General features: G+C 60.9%; 12 protein-coding genes and 1 pseudogene. 4 read left to right on the forward strand and 9 right to left on the reverse strand.

Annotated elements, in window-relative coordinates; genetic code table 11:
- Window positions 1–49 precede the first annotated feature (49 nt).
- The 9 genes and pseudogenes from WA225_RS10505 to gap form a co-directional block, all read right to left on the reverse strand.
- Window positions 50–1,399 carry a CoA transferase gene (locus WA225_RS10505; RefSeq protein WP_422607873.1) on the reverse strand — a complete coding sequence of 450 codons (1,350 nt, stop codon included), beginning with the start codon at window positions 1,397–1,399 and terminating at the stop codon, window positions 50–52.
- Between the two features lie 206 nt (window positions 1,400–1,605).
- The gene (locus WA225_RS10510) at window positions 1,606–2,361 is read right to left on the reverse strand and encodes a methyl-accepting chemotaxis protein (RefSeq protein ID WP_407692549.1); all 756 of its coding nucleotides are present in this window, start codon (window positions 2,359–2,361) and stop codon (window positions 1,606–1,608) included.
- A 102-nt stretch (window positions 2,362–2,463) separates the two neighbouring features.
- A pseudogene (locus WA225_RS10515) lies at window positions 2,464–3,744 on the reverse strand (HAMP domain-containing protein); the annotation flags it as partial.
- A 191-nt stretch (window positions 3,745–3,935) separates the two neighbouring features.
- Complete coding sequence (locus WA225_RS10520) at window positions 3,936–4,346, reverse strand: YbaN family protein (RefSeq protein ID WP_064119128.1); 411 nt, start codon at window positions 4,344–4,346, stop codon at window positions 3,936–3,938.
- A 167-nt stretch (window positions 4,347–4,513) separates the two neighbouring features.
- Entirely contained in the window at window positions 4,514–5,122 is a 609-nt protein-coding gene (locus WA225_RS10525; RefSeq protein WP_422607874.1) for a biliverdin-producing heme oxygenase, read from the reverse strand.
- Between the two features lie 112 nt (window positions 5,123–5,234).
- Window positions 5,235–7,820 (reverse strand): TonB-dependent receptor, encoded by a 2,586-nt coding sequence (locus tag WA225_RS10530; RefSeq protein WP_422607875.1) that lies wholly within the window; start codon window positions 7,818–7,820, stop codon window positions 5,235–5,237.
- Between the two features lie 122 nt (window positions 7,821–7,942).
- Window positions 7,943–8,908 carry a FecR family protein gene (locus tag WA225_RS10535; RefSeq protein WP_422607876.1) on the reverse strand — a complete coding sequence of 322 codons (966 nt, stop codon included), beginning with the start codon at window positions 8,906–8,908 and terminating at the stop codon, window positions 7,943–7,945.
- 125 nt (window positions 8,909–9,033) lie between these two features.
- On the reverse strand, window positions 9,034–9,552 hold the full coding sequence (locus WA225_RS10540; RefSeq protein ID WP_122598769.1) for an RNA polymerase sigma factor: 519 nt from the start codon (window positions 9,550–9,552) through the stop codon (window positions 9,034–9,036).
- Window positions 9,553–9,752: 200 nt separating this feature from the next.
- A complete protein-coding gene (gap, locus tag WA225_RS10545) occupies window positions 9,753–10,754 on the reverse strand; it encodes a type I glyceraldehyde-3-phosphate dehydrogenase (RefSeq protein WP_422607877.1) in 1,002 nt (333 codons plus the stop codon).
- 220 nt (window positions 10,755–10,974) lie between these two features.
- Here gap and edd point away from each other — a divergent pair, with 220 nt between their 5' ends.
- The 4 genes from edd (at window position 10,975) to WA225_RS10565 (ending at window position 16,117) form a co-directional block, all read left to right on the forward strand.
- Window positions 10,975–12,801 (forward strand): phosphogluconate dehydratase, encoded by a 1,827-nt coding sequence (gene edd, locus WA225_RS10550; protein ID WP_422607878.1) that lies wholly within the window; start codon window positions 10,975–10,977, stop codon window positions 12,799–12,801.
- Entirely contained in the window at window positions 12,798–13,751 is a 954-nt protein-coding gene (locus tag WA225_RS10555; protein ID WP_422607879.1) for a glucokinase, read from the forward strand. Before edd ends, WA225_RS10555 begins: the two co-directional genes overlap by 4 nt.
- A 175-nt stretch (window positions 13,752–13,926) precedes the next feature.
- Window positions 13,927–14,658, forward strand: coding sequence for a response regulator (locus WA225_RS10560; protein WP_003227460.1), 732 nt, complete (start codon window positions 13,927–13,929; stop codon window positions 14,656–14,658).
- Window positions 14,648–16,117, forward strand: a complete 1,470-nt coding sequence (locus WA225_RS10565) for an ATP-binding protein (protein ID WP_422607880.1) — start codon at window positions 14,648–14,650, stop codon at window positions 16,115–16,117. The genes WA225_RS10560 and WA225_RS10565 overlap by 11 nt, the downstream gene beginning before the upstream one ends.
- Window positions 16,118–16,318: the final 201 nt, after the last annotated feature.

Raw genomic sequence — 16,318 nt, forward strand, 5'->3', positions numbered from 1 at the left:
CCCGATCGGTCCCCTCTCCCTCTGGGAGAGGGTTAGGGTGAGGGGCTTTTTAAGTCCACTGTGGTCGATGAGAACCCAACTCTGTAGCCGGCAACGCCCACTGAATCGGTATGCCGCTGATCTTCACCGGCACCTGCAAGCGATGCGCCGGCCCCCACGGGGTCTGTTCCAGACATGAACCCTGATCCCGCTCATCTTTCGCCCGCAATGCTTCACCCGTCCCCGGTCCATGCTCGATCAACAACTTCGCCGTCCGCGCCAGCGACAACCGCGCCGAGCCACCGTGCCCCGTGTTCAAACGCTCGGTCAACAGTCGGAGCGCACTCGCCGCCATCAAATACCCGGTCGCATGATCCAGTGCCTGCACCGGCAACGGCGTCGGTTTATCAGCCTGCTGCCAGCGCTGGCCGGCCTCGGCGATGCCGCTGCTCATCTGCACCAGACTGTCGAAACCGCGACGGTTCTGCCACGGGCCGCTCCAGCCGTAGGCGTTGAGGCCGACATCGATCAGGCCCGGCGCGATTTGGCGACGGCGCTCAACGCCGAAACCAAGATTCTCCAGCGCATCGGCGCGGTAGCCGTGCAGCAGAATGTCGGCGTCTTTCAACAAGCTTTCGAACACCACGCGATCCGCCGGGGTCTGCAGATCCAGTCGCGCACAGCGTTTACCCAGCGTCATGTCCGGCACCACGCCGGGTTCGTTCCAGGTATAGGGATCGATGCGCAACACGTCAGCTCCGAGGCCAGCAAGAAAACGGCTGGCGGTCGGGCCGGCAAGCACGCGCGTCAAATCCAGCACCTTGATCCCGGCCAAGGGTTGCGCCAACGAGCCTTGCCACGGTTGGCGGCTTTCATCGTGCGAGTCGAGGAAGTGCACCAGTGGTTCGGCATTCACCGCCAACCCCTGCGGATGCTTTTGCCACTGCGCCCAACTGCGCATTTCGGCGGCGCAGCCCTTGGCATTGACCACCGCTTGCTCCAGATCTGTGCTCGTCCATTGCGCGACTTTCGCCGCCATCGCGGCACGGTCGGCGCAGGCACCGAGCACGCTTTCGGCAGCGGCGCGGTGATGCGGGGCGTTGGTGTGCAGGCGGATCCAGCCGTCCTGGGTGGCGTAGTCGCCGGCGACCGGATCCCACAGTGGCGGCAATTGCCAGCCGATGGGCCTGATTGAGGTCGAGAACCAGAACGAGGCCAGACGGCGATCCACTTCAACCGCAGGCAGGTTACCGGTCTGTTGCCAGATCAACTCGCTGACGGCCTGAGCGGCCGCGGCGATGCTGGCGCAGGCAAGGTCAGTGACGGCGAACGCCGAGGGCAGGGCGCCACGGTCGGTGAACGGAATCGGCGTGCGGGGCAAGCCGAGTGCGGCTTGAATGGACGTGAGTAAATCAGTCATCGAAGGCCCTCCGGAGCGAGAGGGCGATGATAGTGCAAAAGAATGTCGGGTCAGATGAAATCACCGATTGCGGGGTTGCCACTTGACCCTGTGGGAGCTGGCTTGCCAGCGATAGCGGAGTGTCAGTCAACAATGTACTGACTGATGCGCCGCCATCGCTGGCAAGCCAGCTCCCACAAGGTTTTGTGGTGGATTGAGTGGCGAGGTCAGACGCGGAACTGATCCATCAATTTCATCTGCTGACTGGCTAGAGCATTGAGCTGGCTGCTGATCGCCGCCGACTCAGTGGCCTGGCCGGTCAAGGTTTCGGTCACCGTACGAATCGCCGACACGTTGCGGTTCACTTCTTCAGCCACCGCACTCTGCTGCTCGGCCGCACTGGCAATCTGCAGGTTCATGTCGCTGATCACCGTCACCGCGTCGCTGATCTTGCCCAGCGCATCCACCGCCTGACGAATCTGTCCGGCGTTGTTGTGCGCCTGGGTCTGGCTCGAATGCATGGTCGCGACCACGCCCCGCGTACCGGTCTGAATCCGCTCGATCACGATGCGAATTTCTTCCACCGAATCCTGCGTGCGCTTGGCCAGGTTGCGCACCTCGTCGGCAACCACCGCAAAACCGCGACCGCTCTCACCGGCGCGGGCCGCTTCAATGGCCGCGTTGAGCGCGAGCAGGTTGGTCTGTTCAGCGATGCTGCGGATCACTTCCAGCACCGAGCCGATCTGCTCGCTGTTGACCGCCAGCGCTTCAACCTCGGTCACCGCTTTGCTGACTTCATCGGCCAATTGGTTGATGTCGCGGGTGCTGCGCTCGATGATCGACATGCCATCCTTGGCCGACTGATCGGCACCTTTCGCGGCATTGGCCGCGTTCGACGCACTGTTGGCGACGTCGTGGGCGGTGGCGCTCATTTCGTTGGAGGCGGTGGCGACCTGGTCGATCTCGCGGAACTGCACCTGCATGCCTTCGCTGGTCTGGCGGGCGATTTCCGAAGACTGGTCGGCGGTGCCGCGCGCTTCGGTGATGCTCTGCTTGATCTGCGCGATGGTCGGTTGCAGCTTGTCGAGGAAGCGGTTGAACCAGTTGACCAGTTCGCCCAGCTCATCCTGCTTGCTGTAATTCAGACGTTGGGTCAGATCGCCTTCGCCGCTGGCGATGTTCTTCAGCATTTCGGCGACGCTGTTGATCGGGCGGGTGACGCCTGACGCGGTCAGCCAGATCAGCAACAGGCCAACCAGACCAGCGATCACGGCAACCAGCAGCGCAGTGATTACGCCGGTTTCCTGCGCATCATCGAGTACCGCTTGCAGCTTGACCGAGTCGGCCAGCAGGACTTTTTTCGGCAGGTCAATGACCACGCCCCAGGCGCGCGAGTTGCCGATCGGATCGACCGGGTACACGGCGCGAATCAGCTCGCCCTGTTCGAGAATCTTCGGCGTGCCGCTGCTGACCAGTTGCAACAGGTCCTTGCCGTCGGCGCCGAGGGTGTCGCTGATCTTTTTGCCGACCTTGCTCGCGTCCGAACTGTCGGCACCAAGCACACCGCTGCCGGAGACGATCAGCATGTGCCCGGCGTTGTTGAACAGGTTGCGCTGCGACTCGACAGCGGCCGCTTGCAGGGCATCGAGGGCGATGTCGACACCGACCACGCCGATGGCTTTGCCGTCGACGATCAACGGCACGGAAATGGTCGTCATGAGCATTTCCTTGTTGCCCACGGTGTCGGCATACGGGTCGAGCAGGCAGGTACGCTTGTTGTCGCGAGGGCAGGTGTACCAGCTGTTGTAGGGCGTGCCACTGACGCTGAGGGTGGTTTTGGTCAGGTCTTCTTCGACCATGATGGTGTTCAGCGAGGCGCCGGCGGCGCGGCTCCAATAGGTGGCGAAACGTCCGGCTTCGTTGGATTGGCGGGCGGCGTCGTTGACGAACTCGCTGTCCTTGCCGTCGAGGCCGTTGGGTTCAAAGGCGAGCCAGATGCCGAGCACTTTGTCGTTGCGCTCAAAAGCGGTTTTCAGGCTCAGATTCAACTCTTCGCGCAAGGCGCCGGCGTCCAGCGCACGCTTGGCGGCCATCACCCGCATGTCTTTGATCTGATCCGCTACGGCAGTGATCACCGTCAGGCTTTCGCCGAAGGTTTTCTGCACGCGCACCGCTTGTTCGGCGGCTTTGGCTTGCAGCAGATTCTGCACGCTGGCGGTGAGCAACTGGTTGCTCGAGTTGCTGACCAGTTCGTCGTTCTGGTTGGTCTGGTAAATGTTCATGCCGACGATCAGCGCGACCACACCGAGCAGGCACAGGCCGGAGAGCAGAACGATTTTCAGGCGAATGGACAGAGAGTCGAACATGGGGCGATCTCGCGAATGAATAAACGGGTGGCAGGCGGATATGAACTAATCCGGTTCGCCAAATCCATTCAGCGCCATTCAATGCTCATCGGCGTGGAAGCAGAGGGCATGAGGCGGCTGCCGACGAACGGTCAGCGCTAAACGTTTGCGCAGGGGAAAGTGCTGAAAAAGCGATTAATTACAGGGATGTTTCAGTGCGATGACGGGTCAGTGCAGACCCGGATGGATTCCGGGCGCGACCAGATCCACAGATTGCCCAGACTCATCCCGGCAATCGCCAGATAAACCGGCCAGCCGTGATCGAGCATCACCAGCATTAACGTCGCGCAGAGCAACATGCTCACCGTCGCACTGACCTTGGCCTTGCGCGCAATGATCTTGCCGTTGCGCCAGTTGCTGAGGATCGGCCCGAACAGCCGATGGTTTTCCAGCCAGGCACTCAGGCGCGGCGAGCTGCGGGTCGCGGCCCAGGCGGCGAGGAGGATGAACTCGGTGGTCGGCAGGCCGGGCACGACGATGGCGATCAGGCCAATGCCGAGGCTGACGTAGGCCAGCAGGCCGAACAGCACACGGGCGAGTTTCGAGGAGGCGGGTTGCGGCATGGGCTCGGGATTGCTGTCAGGCGAGATGGGGATTCTACAGACTTGCGCTGTTCCCATGTGGGAGCGAGCTTGCTCGCGAAAGCGGTAGGTCAGTCACATCAATGTTGAATGTGCCGCCGTCTTCGCGAGCAAGCTCGCTCCCACAGGGTTTTGTGGTGTTTTGGGGATCAGGCCAATTCGGCTTCAGTGGCGTAAGCCTGTTCCAGCAACACGGTAAAGCGGTTGAACGCGTCGATTGCGCCTTGCTCCACCTCAGCCTCTTCTTCAGCAGTGAACTGCAGCGAATCGAGGGTACGCACGAAGCTTTTCCAGCCTTCGGCACGGCCACCTTCAGGCTCACCCAGATGACGGGCGCCGAAGGTTTCGCTCAGCTCCAGCGCCACGGCGCGTTTGATCAGGAACGCAGCGCCGAGCTTCGAGCCCTCGGAGACGAAAATCCAGCCCAGCGCGCGAGCCTTGCTCGGGTTCTTCACCGCGCCCGCGACCGGCGCCGGCACTTCGGTGTCCAGGTCGGCGAGGTCAGCCTTGGCCGCTTCGGCGCGGCAACGGGCTGGCAGATCAGGGACGATGGCGGTCAGTTCGGCGTTGTTGTACAGGTCGACCAGTTCCGACTGAAACAGGTATTGCGCGACGACAAAACGGGCGAAGTTGGCGCGGGTCTCGAACGGCGCGTGTGCCTTCACCAACGCGTCGAGCTTGGTGTGCGGCTCGTTGGTGATCTGGTTCAAGCGTTGCGAACGCAGGGCAGGGCGTTGTTCGGTGTCTTGAGCGGTCATGGGAAATCCTTGAGAAAAAGAAGCGCTTGCTAACGAGACGAACAAGAAGACGTGCAAGCGTAAAAAAACCTCACTGCGCGCCACCTGAATGCGCGCAGTGAGGTCGACCGGATCAGATGTCCCAGATCAGGTTGATCGCGAAGTTGCGGCCCGGTTGGGTCAGGCGATCAAGGTTGGCCGGTTGCGTCACTGACGCTTCGCCGACGCTGTCGTAACCGCGCACGTCATCCCACAGCCAGTATTTCTTGTCGGTCAGGTTGTAGATGCCGCCGCTGACGGTGACGTCGTCGGTGACTTTGTAGTACCCGGCCAGATCCAGAATGCCGAAGCCTGGCGTTTTGAACTGACTGCTGACGCCGTCCGGCGACTTGAAGTTGCTGTCGTCGACGCGATCCTTTTTCTTCACCACGGTCCAGCTCAGCAGGCCGCCGTAGTTGTCCTGGTCGTAACCCAGACCGAACACACCGGTCAGCGGGTTGACGCTGTTGAGCGGCTCGCCGTTGTCGTTGTTGCGACCGTAGGCGTAGGCGATCGAGCCCTGGGTGTAGAGGCCTTGTGGGGCGCCAAATGCATCCAGATTCAAGCGACCTTTGACTTCCGCACCCTTGATGGTGGCGTGCTTGATGTTGGCCGACTGGAAGGTCAGCTCGTTGCGGCCCGGGGTCACAGCGTCTTCATTAATGAAGTCGCGGTACTTGTTATAGAACACCGCTACGTCGAACGAGCCTTGCTCGAAGTTGCCGCGCAGACCGGTTTCATAGCTTTTGCTTTTTTCCGGTTCGAGGTCCGGGTTCGGCGCCACGCTGTAACCGGTGGTGGTGTTTTCGAAGCGGCCGTACAGGGCTTTCGCGGTCGGCGTGCGGAAGCCTTCGGCGTACTGACCGTACCAAGTGTAGTTTTCGGTCAGGGCATAGGTCAGGCCGAATTTCGGCGAAACTTTGTGCCAAGTCTTGTTCTTGTCGCTGACCGTGCCTTGGCCGTCAGCCGCCACGGTGTTGAGGAATTCCTGAGTGATGTGCGGCTTGAGCTGGGTGTAGTCGTAGCGCAGGCCCGGCAGGAAGGTCCAGTTGTTCCAGCTGATCTGATCCTGAGCGAACACGCTGTAGGTGTTGATGGTCGGGTCCGGGAAGTCGGTGGCTTTGGCCAACACGTCAGCGGGGCTGGTCGCGCCGATGGCGGTGCAGCCACGACCGACCGCCAGGCAGGTGCCGTCGCCGCTGCGCGAGCCGGTGACTTTCTGTTGCTTGATGGTGGTGCCGTAAGTCAGCACGTGATCGGTGTCGCCGATGGCAAACGCCTTGTCCAACTGCGCATCGAACACCCACTGTTTCTCTTCGTAAATGGTGTCGCGAGTACGCAGCACTTTACGGGTGATCGGGTAGTAGAACTCGGTGGTGCTCTGGTCGGTTTTGGCGATCTGGTGGTTGAGGCTCCACTTCACGTTGTCGACCAGCAGGCTGTCGAGGGCGAACGAGTGCTCGATGCCGAAACGCTCACGGGTGATGGTGTCGTTGCCGGTGCGCCACTGGTACATGCCGCCGGGCAGCACGCTGTTGGGGATGGTCGGGGCGCCGTTGAAGTACGGGCCGCCGTAAGCACTTTTCTGATCGGTGTCGCGATCATCCTTGTATTTTTCGTAGGTCAGGCCCAGACGCGAATCTTCGTTGTAGTTCCAGCCGATCTTGGCCAGCACGTTGTAGGCATTGACGTCTTCCGGGTTGGCGGCGGTGCGTTCCAGACCGGTGCCGTTGTTGCTGCCGTAGGAATCGGTTTCGTGACCGTCACGTTGGCTGTAGTGCAGCAAACCGTCGAACTGATCGGCGCGACCGGCCACGGTGGCGGACTTCAGCCAGCTGTCATCGGCGGAGCTGTAACCGCTTTTCAGACGAGCGCCGACGTCTTTGCCCGGCTTGATGATGTCGTCGGCATCGAGGGTGTAGTAGCTGACGGCGCCGCCAATGGCGTTGCTGCCGTACAGCACCGAGGCCGGGCCACGGAGGATTTCCACGCGTTTGACGATTTCCGGGTCAACGTAGTTGCGCTGGGTTTTGGCGTACGGGCCGTTGAAGAAACCATCCGGGACTTCGACGCCGTCAACCTGAGTGAGGATGCGGTCGCCGTCGATACCACGGATGTTGTAGCCGCTGATGCCGCCACGGGTGCCGGCGCCGCCGACGGAAACGCCCGGCTCATAGCGCACCAGATCCTTGATGGTGTTGACGTTGTTGCGGTCCAGATCCTGACGGGTCTGCACAGTGATGGTGGCCGGCACGCTGTTGACCGACTGCTCCTGACGGGTGGCGCTGATGGTCACCTGATCGAGATTGAGCGTGCCGCTGGCGTTGCGCTTTTCCAGCACGACATTGTTGTTGCCGAGTTTACGGAACGTCAGATTGGTCCCCACCAACAGTCGTTCGAGGGCTTTTTCCGCTGGCAGCGAGCCACGCACGCCCGGCGACGACACGCCCTGACCCAGTTCTGCCGGCAAGCCAACCTGCCAACCGGTCACGGCGGTGAAGGCATTGAGCGCCGACACCAGCGGCTGTTGGCCGATGGCGAACGAGTAATCGCCCATGTTGCGCGTCGGTTGCTCGGTGGCCGCCATCAGCGGCGCAGTGCCGGCCATCAGGATGGCAGCGGTCAGCAGCGACAATACGCGGGAAGGGGAAGCAGTCTGGCGGGTAAGGCGTGAGGACATCGATAGCGCTCCGTGTCGCACGAATCTTTATAGGTGCTGATTGGTTTCGCGTGTTGCGAATCAATTGCATTGGCTATAACGAGACGTACTGACGTTGGCTATCGAGTAAAAATAATTCTCATTTAGTTCAGAATGACCACGGCGGGGAATTCTTTCAGTTGCGCCGAGGTGATGTGCGCGAGGGAACGCACCACGTCGAGCGGCTGATCGAGACGGTAATTGCCAGTCACGGCGACATCGGCCAATTGCTCGTTGGTGTTGATGATCCAGCCTGGGTAGTAGCGGCGCAACTCGGCCAGCACCTGATTCAGCGGGCAGTTCTCGAACACCAGTCGGCCCTGAACCCACGCCAGATCCGTGTTGGCATCGAGTTTGGCCGGGCGGTCAAAACCGTTGGGACCGATGCGAATACTTTCGCCTGCCGTCAGACGCACACGGGCATCGTTGTGGGTGGCGCGCAGATCGACATCGCCGCGTTGCACATTGACCTGCGCGACGCCATCGAGATAACGCACGGCGAACGCGGTATCGCGCACGCTGGCGGTGACCGGCCCGGCATCGATTTCCAGCGGTTGACTACGGCCGCTGGCGATTTCGAAAAACGCTTCACCCTGAAACAAGCGGGCAACACGCTGCTGATCGTTGATGGTGCTGGAAAACGCTGAATTGGTATTGAGCAGGACTTTCGAGCCGTCCTCCAGTTGCAGACGCTGGCGCTCGCCCACCACGGTCAGATGATCGGCCTGAATGCGCATCGGCAAGTTACTGAAACTGAACAAACCGAGAATCAGCACGGCGGCTGTGGCCAGCGGCTTCCAGTGCGGACGCAGACGCTTGAGGAAGGTGACTTTCGCAGGTTTCGCCGCCAGGTTTTGCGCGCACTGGGCGATTTGCGGGCCGTCCCAGATCGCCTGCGCCTTGGCGAACGCTTCGGCATTCAGCGGGTCGGCCGCCAGCCAGGCATGGAATTGCCGGGTCTGCTCCTCGTCCGGGCTGCCGAGCACGATGAGCCAGTCCAGAGCCTGGTCCATTGCGTTTGCAGCGTCCTGCACCGAATCCGGCGAAGGCGAGCGGTGGGTGTCCGTCACGGTGTTTCCTCGGCAGTGTCTGCGCACGGCTGTTTTTCTAAGTGAAGCGTAAAAGTCGGGCAAGGGTAACAAAGCCCGATGATCCGTGCAGTCGATCCTGGCACTTACAGAAAAGCCCTACAGCTTCAGTCACCATTCAGACGTTCGGCGACGCCGATGCAAATGCTCATGATCAGCTTCAGTTCTTTTTGCACGGTGCTGAGGGAAACATTCAGTTCATCAGCGATTTCCTGATAACTGTTCCCGTGCAAACGGCTGAGGATGAAAATCTGCTGCTGGCGGGGGCTGAGTTGACTGAGGCTCACGTTCAGGCGCTCCAGCATCTGTTCGGCGTGGGCGGCATCTTCGGCGCTGCTGGCGGGGGCGGCGATGCTGTGCACGACATCCTGCGGCACGTCATCGACCATGGTGCGTGAATGGATCTTGCGCGCACGCAAATGATCCAGCGCCAGGTTGCGCGCGGTCTGGAAGACAAAGGGTTCGAGATGGTCGATGGCCCGCTCGCTCAGCGCCCGCGTCACGCGCAGGTAGGTCTCCTGCAACAGGTCTTCAGCGGTGCTGTGATTGTTGACCATCCGTTCCAGCGTACGCAGCAAGGACGTGCGCTGGGTGAGGAAGACGTGGTTGAAGCGCGATTGACTCACGGGAGGACCTGATCCATTTCGAGCGAATGATAATGCTTATCATCTAGTCGAATGGTCAAGTGTTGATTTCAAATTGAAATCGAAACCCTGTGGGAGCGAGCTTGCTCGCGAAGGCGTAGTGTCAGGCAATTCAACTAGCGACTGACCCACCGCTTTCGCGAGCAAGCTCGCTCCCACAGGGATAGGGGGATTACTTGAGATTACTCGGCGTTACACAGCGCCAGGCAGTTATCCAGCATGCGGTTGGAGAAGCCCCACTCGTTGTCATACCAGGCCAGCACTTTCAGCAGTTTGCCGCTGGCTTTGGTGTGGTTGGCGTCGAAGATCGACGACAGCGGGTTGTGGTTGAAGTCGCTGGAGACCAGCGGCAACGTGTTGTAACCCAATATCTTCGAATGCTGGCTCGCAGCCTTGAGCAGCGCGTTGACTTCCTCGGCGCTGGCTTCTTTCTTCAACTGTACGGTCAAGTCGACCAGCGACACATTGATCACCGGCACCCGTACGGCCATGCCGGTCAGTTTGCCGGCCAGTTCCGGCAGCACCAGGCCGACCGCTTCAGCGGCGCCGGTCTTGCTCGGGATCATGTTCTGCGTGGCCGAACGCGCGCGGTACGGGTCGGTGTGATAGACGTCGGTGAGGTTTTGATCGTTGGTGTAGGCATGAATGGTGGTCATCAAGCCACTTTCGATGCCCAGCTCACGGTGCAGCACCTGCGCCACTGGCGCCAGGCAGTTGGTGGTGCACGAAGCGTTGGAAATGATCTGGTGCGACTGGCGCAGAATGTCGTGGTTCACACCATAAACGACGGTGGCATCGGCACCTTTGGCTGGTGCGGAGATGATCACTTTGCGCGCGCCGGCAGTAAGATGCGCAGCGGCTTTGGCACGGTCGGTAAACAGACCGGTGCATTCGAACACCACATCAATCTTTTCCGCCGCCCATGGTAGTTCGGCCGGGTTGCGAATGGCGCTGACCGCAATGCGGTCGCCGTTGACGGTCAGACTTTCGTTGTCATGCTCGACTTGAGCATCGAATGTGCCGTGAACGGTGTCGTATTTGAGCAGATGAGCATTGATCGAGCTGTCGCCCAGATCGTTGATGGCGACGATCTGCAAATCCTGTCGATAGCCTTGGGTATACAGTGCGCGCAGGACATTACGGCCGATGCGGCCAAAACCATTGATTGCGATTCGAAGAGTCATGGAACAGCGCCGCCGTCGTTTTGTTGTTGGAATTACAAGATTATTCGCATAAAAATAGAAAACAAGCCTTTTTAATGGCAATATTTTGTTTTATCTACAACGAGTGACCTGAATCAACTGGTCCGAATGGTCAAAAAAGCCGTCTGTCATTCCAACAACAACGGCGTTTGATCAGCATAGACAATCAGGTCGCCACATCCGTTAGCCTGGAGTTCTACACATGCATCCCCGCGTTCTTGAGGTCACCGAACGGCTTATCGCCCGCAGCCGCGCCACGCGTCAGGCTTACCTTGCACTGATTCGCGGCGCCGCCACTGACGGGCCGATGCGCGGCAAGCTGCAATGCGCCAACTTCGCCCATGGCGTGGCCGGCTGCGGCAGCGAAGACAAGCACAGCCTGCGGATGATGAACTCGGCGAACATCGCCATTGTTTCTTCGTATAACGACATGCTCTCGGCGCATCAGCCGTATGAAGTCTTCCCGGAACAGATCAAGAACGCCCTGCGCGAAATCGGCTCGGTCGGCCAGTTCGCTGGCGGCACTCCGGCGATGTGCGACGGTGTGACCCAAGGTGAGCCGGGCATGGAACTGAGCCTGCCGAGCCGCGAAGTGATCGCGTTGTCCACGGCGGTAGCGCTGTCGCACAACATGTTCGACGGCGCGCTGATGCTCGGCATCTGCGACAAGATCGTGCCGGGCCTGATGATGGGCTCGCTGCGCTTTGGCCACCTGCCGACGATCTTCGTCCCGGGCGGGCCGATGGTCTCGGGGATTTCCAACAAGGAAAAAGCCGACGTGCGGCAGAAATACGCCGAAGGCAAGGCGACCCGCGAAGAGCTGCTGGAATCGGAGATGAAGTCCTACCACAGCCCGGGCACCTGCACCTTCTACGGCACCGCCAACACCAACCAGTTGCTGATGGAAGTCATGGGTCTGCACTTGCCGGGCGCTTCTTTCGTCAACCCGAACACGCCGCTGCGTGATGCGCTGACCCGCGAAGCCGCGCATCAAGTCACGCGTCTGACCAAGCAGAACGGCAACTTCATGCCGATCGGCGAAATCGTCGACGAGAAGTCGCTGGTCAACTCGATTGTTGCGTTGCACGCCACCGGCGGCTCGACCAACCACACCCTGCATATGCCGGCCATCGCTATGGCCGCGGGCATTCAACTGACCTGGCAAGACATGGCCGACCTCTCCGAAGTCGTGCCGACCCTGAGCCACGTCTACCCGAACGGCAAAGCCGACATCAACCACTTCCAGGCAGCGGGCGGCATGTCGTTCCTGATCCGCGAACTGCTTGGCGCCGGTCTGCTGCACGAAGACGTCAACACCGTGCTCGGCCACGGTTTGAGCCAGTACACCAAAGAGCCGTTCCTTGATAACGGCCAACTGGTCTGGCGCGAAGGCCCGCTCGACAGCCTCGACGAAAACATCCTGCGTCCAGTCGCCCGTGCGTTCTCGGCGGAGGGTGGCTTGCGCGTGATGGAAGGCAACCTCGGTCGCGGTGTGATGAAGGTGTCCGCCGTCGCCCTGGAAAACCAGATTGTCGAAGCACCGGCGATGGTGTTCCAGGATCAACAAGATCTGGCCGACGCGTTCAAGGCCGGTCTGCTGGAAAAAGATTTCGTCGCGGTGATGCGCTTCCAGGGCCCGCGTTCCAACGGCATGCCGGAACTGCACAAGATGACGCCGTTCCTCGGCGTGCTGCAGGATCGCGGCTTCAAAGTGGCGTTGGTGACTGACGGGCGCATGTCCGGCGCCTCAGGGAAAATCCCCGCAGCGATTCACGTCAGCCCCGAAGCTTATGTCGGTGGCGCTTTGGCGCGCGTGCAAGAGGGCGATATCATCCGCGTCGATGGCGTCAAAGGCACTTTGGAACTTAAAGTCGACGCCGAAGAATTTGCAGCGCGAGAACCTGCCAAAGGCCTGTTGGCCAACAATATTGGCAGCGGTCGCGAACTGTTTGGCTTCATGCGCATGGCCTTCAGCTCGGCGGAGCAGGGCGCCAGCGCCTTCACTTCTGCCCTGGAGACGCTTAATTGAAACTGGCTTTGGTCGGTGACATCGGAGGCACCAACGCGCGGTTCGCGTTGTGGAAAAACCAGCAACTGCAATCGGTTCAGGTCTTGGCCACGGCCGACCACGCCAGCCCGGAAGAGGCGATCGGCCTCTATCTGAGTGGGCTCGGTCTGGCGCCGGGTTCGGTCGGTTCGGTGTGCCTGTCGGTGGCAGGTCCGGTCAGTGGGGATGAATTCAAATTCACCAACAACCACTGGCGCCTGAGCCGCACCGCGTTTTGCAAAACCTTGCAAGTCGAGCAGTTGTTGCTGGTCAACGACTTCTCGGCGATGGCGCTGGGCATGACCCGCTTGCAGCCGGGCGAATTTCGCGTGGTCTGCGAGGGCACTCCGGAGCCGTTGCGTCCGGCGGTGGTGATCGGCCCGGGCACTGGCCTTGGCGTCGGCACCTTGCTCGATCTCGGTGAAGGTCGTTTTGCGGCGTTGCCGGGCGAGGGCGGTCACGTCGATCTGCCGCTGAGCAGCTCGCGTGAAACCCAGCTGTGGCAGCACATTCACAACGAAATCGGCCATGTCAGCGCCGAAACCGCGTTGAGCGGCGGCGGTTTGCCACGGGTTTACCGGGCGATCTGCGCGGTCGACGGCCATGAACCGAAGCTGGATACGCCGGAAGCAATTACCGCCGCCGGTCTGGCGGGTGATCCGATTGCGCTGGAAGTGCTTGAACAGTTCTGCTGCTGGCTCGGCCGTGTCGCCGGCAATAACGTGCTGACCACGGGCGGGCGTGGCGGGGTATATATCGTTGGCGGGGTGATTCCACGCTTTGCCGATTTCTTCCTCGAAAGCGGTTTTGCCCGCAGCTTTGCGGACAAAGGCTGCATGAGTGATTATTTCAAAGGCATTCCGGTGTGGCTGGTGACAGCGCCGTATTCCGGCCTGGTTGGCGCCGGTGTGGCCCTGGAACAGGCTGGCTGAAGCGTGAGATCGTTCCCACGCTCTGCGTGGGAATGCAGCCCGTGACGCTCCGCGTCACTGGACGCGGAGCGTCCCCAGAGGCATTCCCACGCAGAGCGTGGGAACGATCGGCGTGGGAACGATCGGTTCATCAGGCATAATCCGCCCCAATTCCAACAACAAGGATGCCTTCGAAGTGAGCTCAGTCAACAAGTCGATATTGTTGGTCGATGACGATCAGGAAATACGCGAGTTGCTGGAAACCTACCTGACCCGCGCCGGGTTTCAGGTACGTGCCACCGCCGATGGCGCCAGTTTCCGTCAGGCCCTCAACGAGGCGCCGAGCGATCTGGTGATCCTCGATGTCATGCTGCCCGACGAAGACGGTTTCAGCCTCTGTCGTTGGGTGCGTCAGCATCCGCGTCAGGCGCAGGTGCCGATCATCATGCTCACCGCCAGTTCCGATGAAGCCGATCGCGTGATCGGTCTCGAGCTCGGCGCCGACGATTACCTCGGCAAACCCTTCAGCCCGCGCGAACTGCAAGCGCGCATCAAGGCGTTGCTGCGGCGTGCGCAATTCGGTCAGGAGCGCAGCGGCAGCGACGTGCTGGCCTTTGATGAATGGCGCCTGGACATGGTCAGTCATCGACTGTTTCACACCGACGGCGAGGAGGTGATTCTCTCCGGCGCCGACTTCGCCCTGCTGAAACTGTTCCTCGATCACCCGCAGGAAATCCTCGACCGCGACACCATCGGCAACGCCACCCGGGGCCGCGACCTGATGCCGCTCGATCGCATCGTCGACATGGCCGTCAGCCGTTTGCGCCAGCGCCTGCGCGACACCGAGAAACCGCCACGGCTGATCCGCACCGTACGCGGCAGCGGCTACCAATTGGCAGCCAATGTGGTTGCCGGCAATGGTCACTGATTCGCTGCGTAAACTCGCCGCCAGGGTTCCGGTGCCGCGTTCGCTGCTTGGGCGGATGTTGCTGCTGACCTTACTTGCCGTGTTGTTCGCGCAGACGTTGTCGAGCGTGATCTGGGTCTCGCAACTGCGCGCCACGCAGCTCGAAGGCCTGGTCACCAGCGCCCGCAGCCTCGCCCATTCGATGACCGCCAGCGTCAGTTACTTTCGCTCGTTGCCGGTGGCTTATCGGCCACTGGTGCTCGATCAATTGCGCAGCATGGGCGGCACCCGCTTCGTGGTGACGCTCAACGACAAACCGCTGGGCATGGACGTGCTGCCGGTCACGCCGCGTAAAGCGGCGGTGATGAAAGCGGTCGACGAAGTGCTGCGCCAGACCCTCGGCAATGACACGGATATTTCGGTGACCTTTGTCAGTCCCGAAGACCTGCGCATCTTCAACGCCGGGCTGAAGCTGGATGAATTGCCACGCTCGTGGGCGCATTACGCGCTGACCCTGGAACCGGTCAACCCGCCCGTGCTGGTCACGCAGATTCAAATGGCGCCGGGCGAATGGCTGTACATCGCATCCTTGCTGCCCGAGCCGTACACCAGTCTTGAAGAGCAAGGCCTGCCCTCGCAGCAGGTGTGGTTTATCGTCCTCACCAGCGGATTCTTGCTGCTGTTCATCGGCCTGCTGGTGCACTGGCAGAGCCGGCCGCTCAAGCGGCTGGCGCGGGCGGCGCGTGATCTGTCGCTGGGCGCCGACGTCGAGCCGGTGGCCGAGGGCGGCGGCAGTGAAGTGGTGGAAGTGGGGCGTGCATTCAACACCATGCGCGAGCGCATCAGCCGTTACCTGACCGAGCGCAGTCAGTTGTTCAGCGCGATCTCCCATGACCTGCGCACGCCGATCACCCGTTTGCGTTTGCGCGTCGAATTGCTTGAAGACGAGACGCTGCAAACCAAGTTCGGCCGCGATCTGGATGAGCTGGAATTGCTGGTCAAGGGTGCGCTGCAATGCGTGAAAGACACCGACATCCACGAGAACATCGAGCCGGTGGATCTCAACCATGTGCTCGATTGTCTGGTCGAGCCTTATCTGGCGCCGAATGGCAACGGGCGCGTGACACAGCATGGTCGCGCGCTGGCGGCGTATCCGGGCAAGCCTTTGGCGTTGAAACGCTGCATCGGCAATCTGATCGACAACGCGTTGAAGTACGGACAGAACGCGCATCTGCACATCGATGACGATGACAGCGCGTTTGTCTTGCACGTCGATGATGAAGGGCCGGGGGTGCCGGAGCAGCGCCTGGAGCAGGTGTTTGAGCCGCACTTCAGGCTGGCGGGGCAGCAGCAGGGATATGGCTTGGGGTTGGGCATCGCGCGCAATATTGCCCACAGCCATGGTGGGGAAGTGACGTTGCAGAATCTGCGTGAGGGTGGGTTGCGGGTGACCTTGCAGTTGCCGCGTTCGGTGGATTAGGTCAAAAGCTTTCCCTCACCCTAGCCCTCTCCCGGGGGGAGAGGGCTAGGGTGAGGTGTATTTGGCTATCCGCCGACCTGATGCATTGAGTCGATTATGGATTCGGTACAGCACTTTCAGGTCGGCGCAACTCTTCAGCATCCTGCGGTCGGCCCCCTCTCCCTCGGGGAGAGGGCTGGGGTGAGGGTCGCTTTTTGTCAC

This window comes from Pseudomonas sp., assembly GCF_049300855.1.
In the GTDB taxonomy this organism is placed as follows: Bacteria; Pseudomonadota; Gammaproteobacteria; order Pseudomonadales; family Pseudomonadaceae; genus Aquipseudomonas.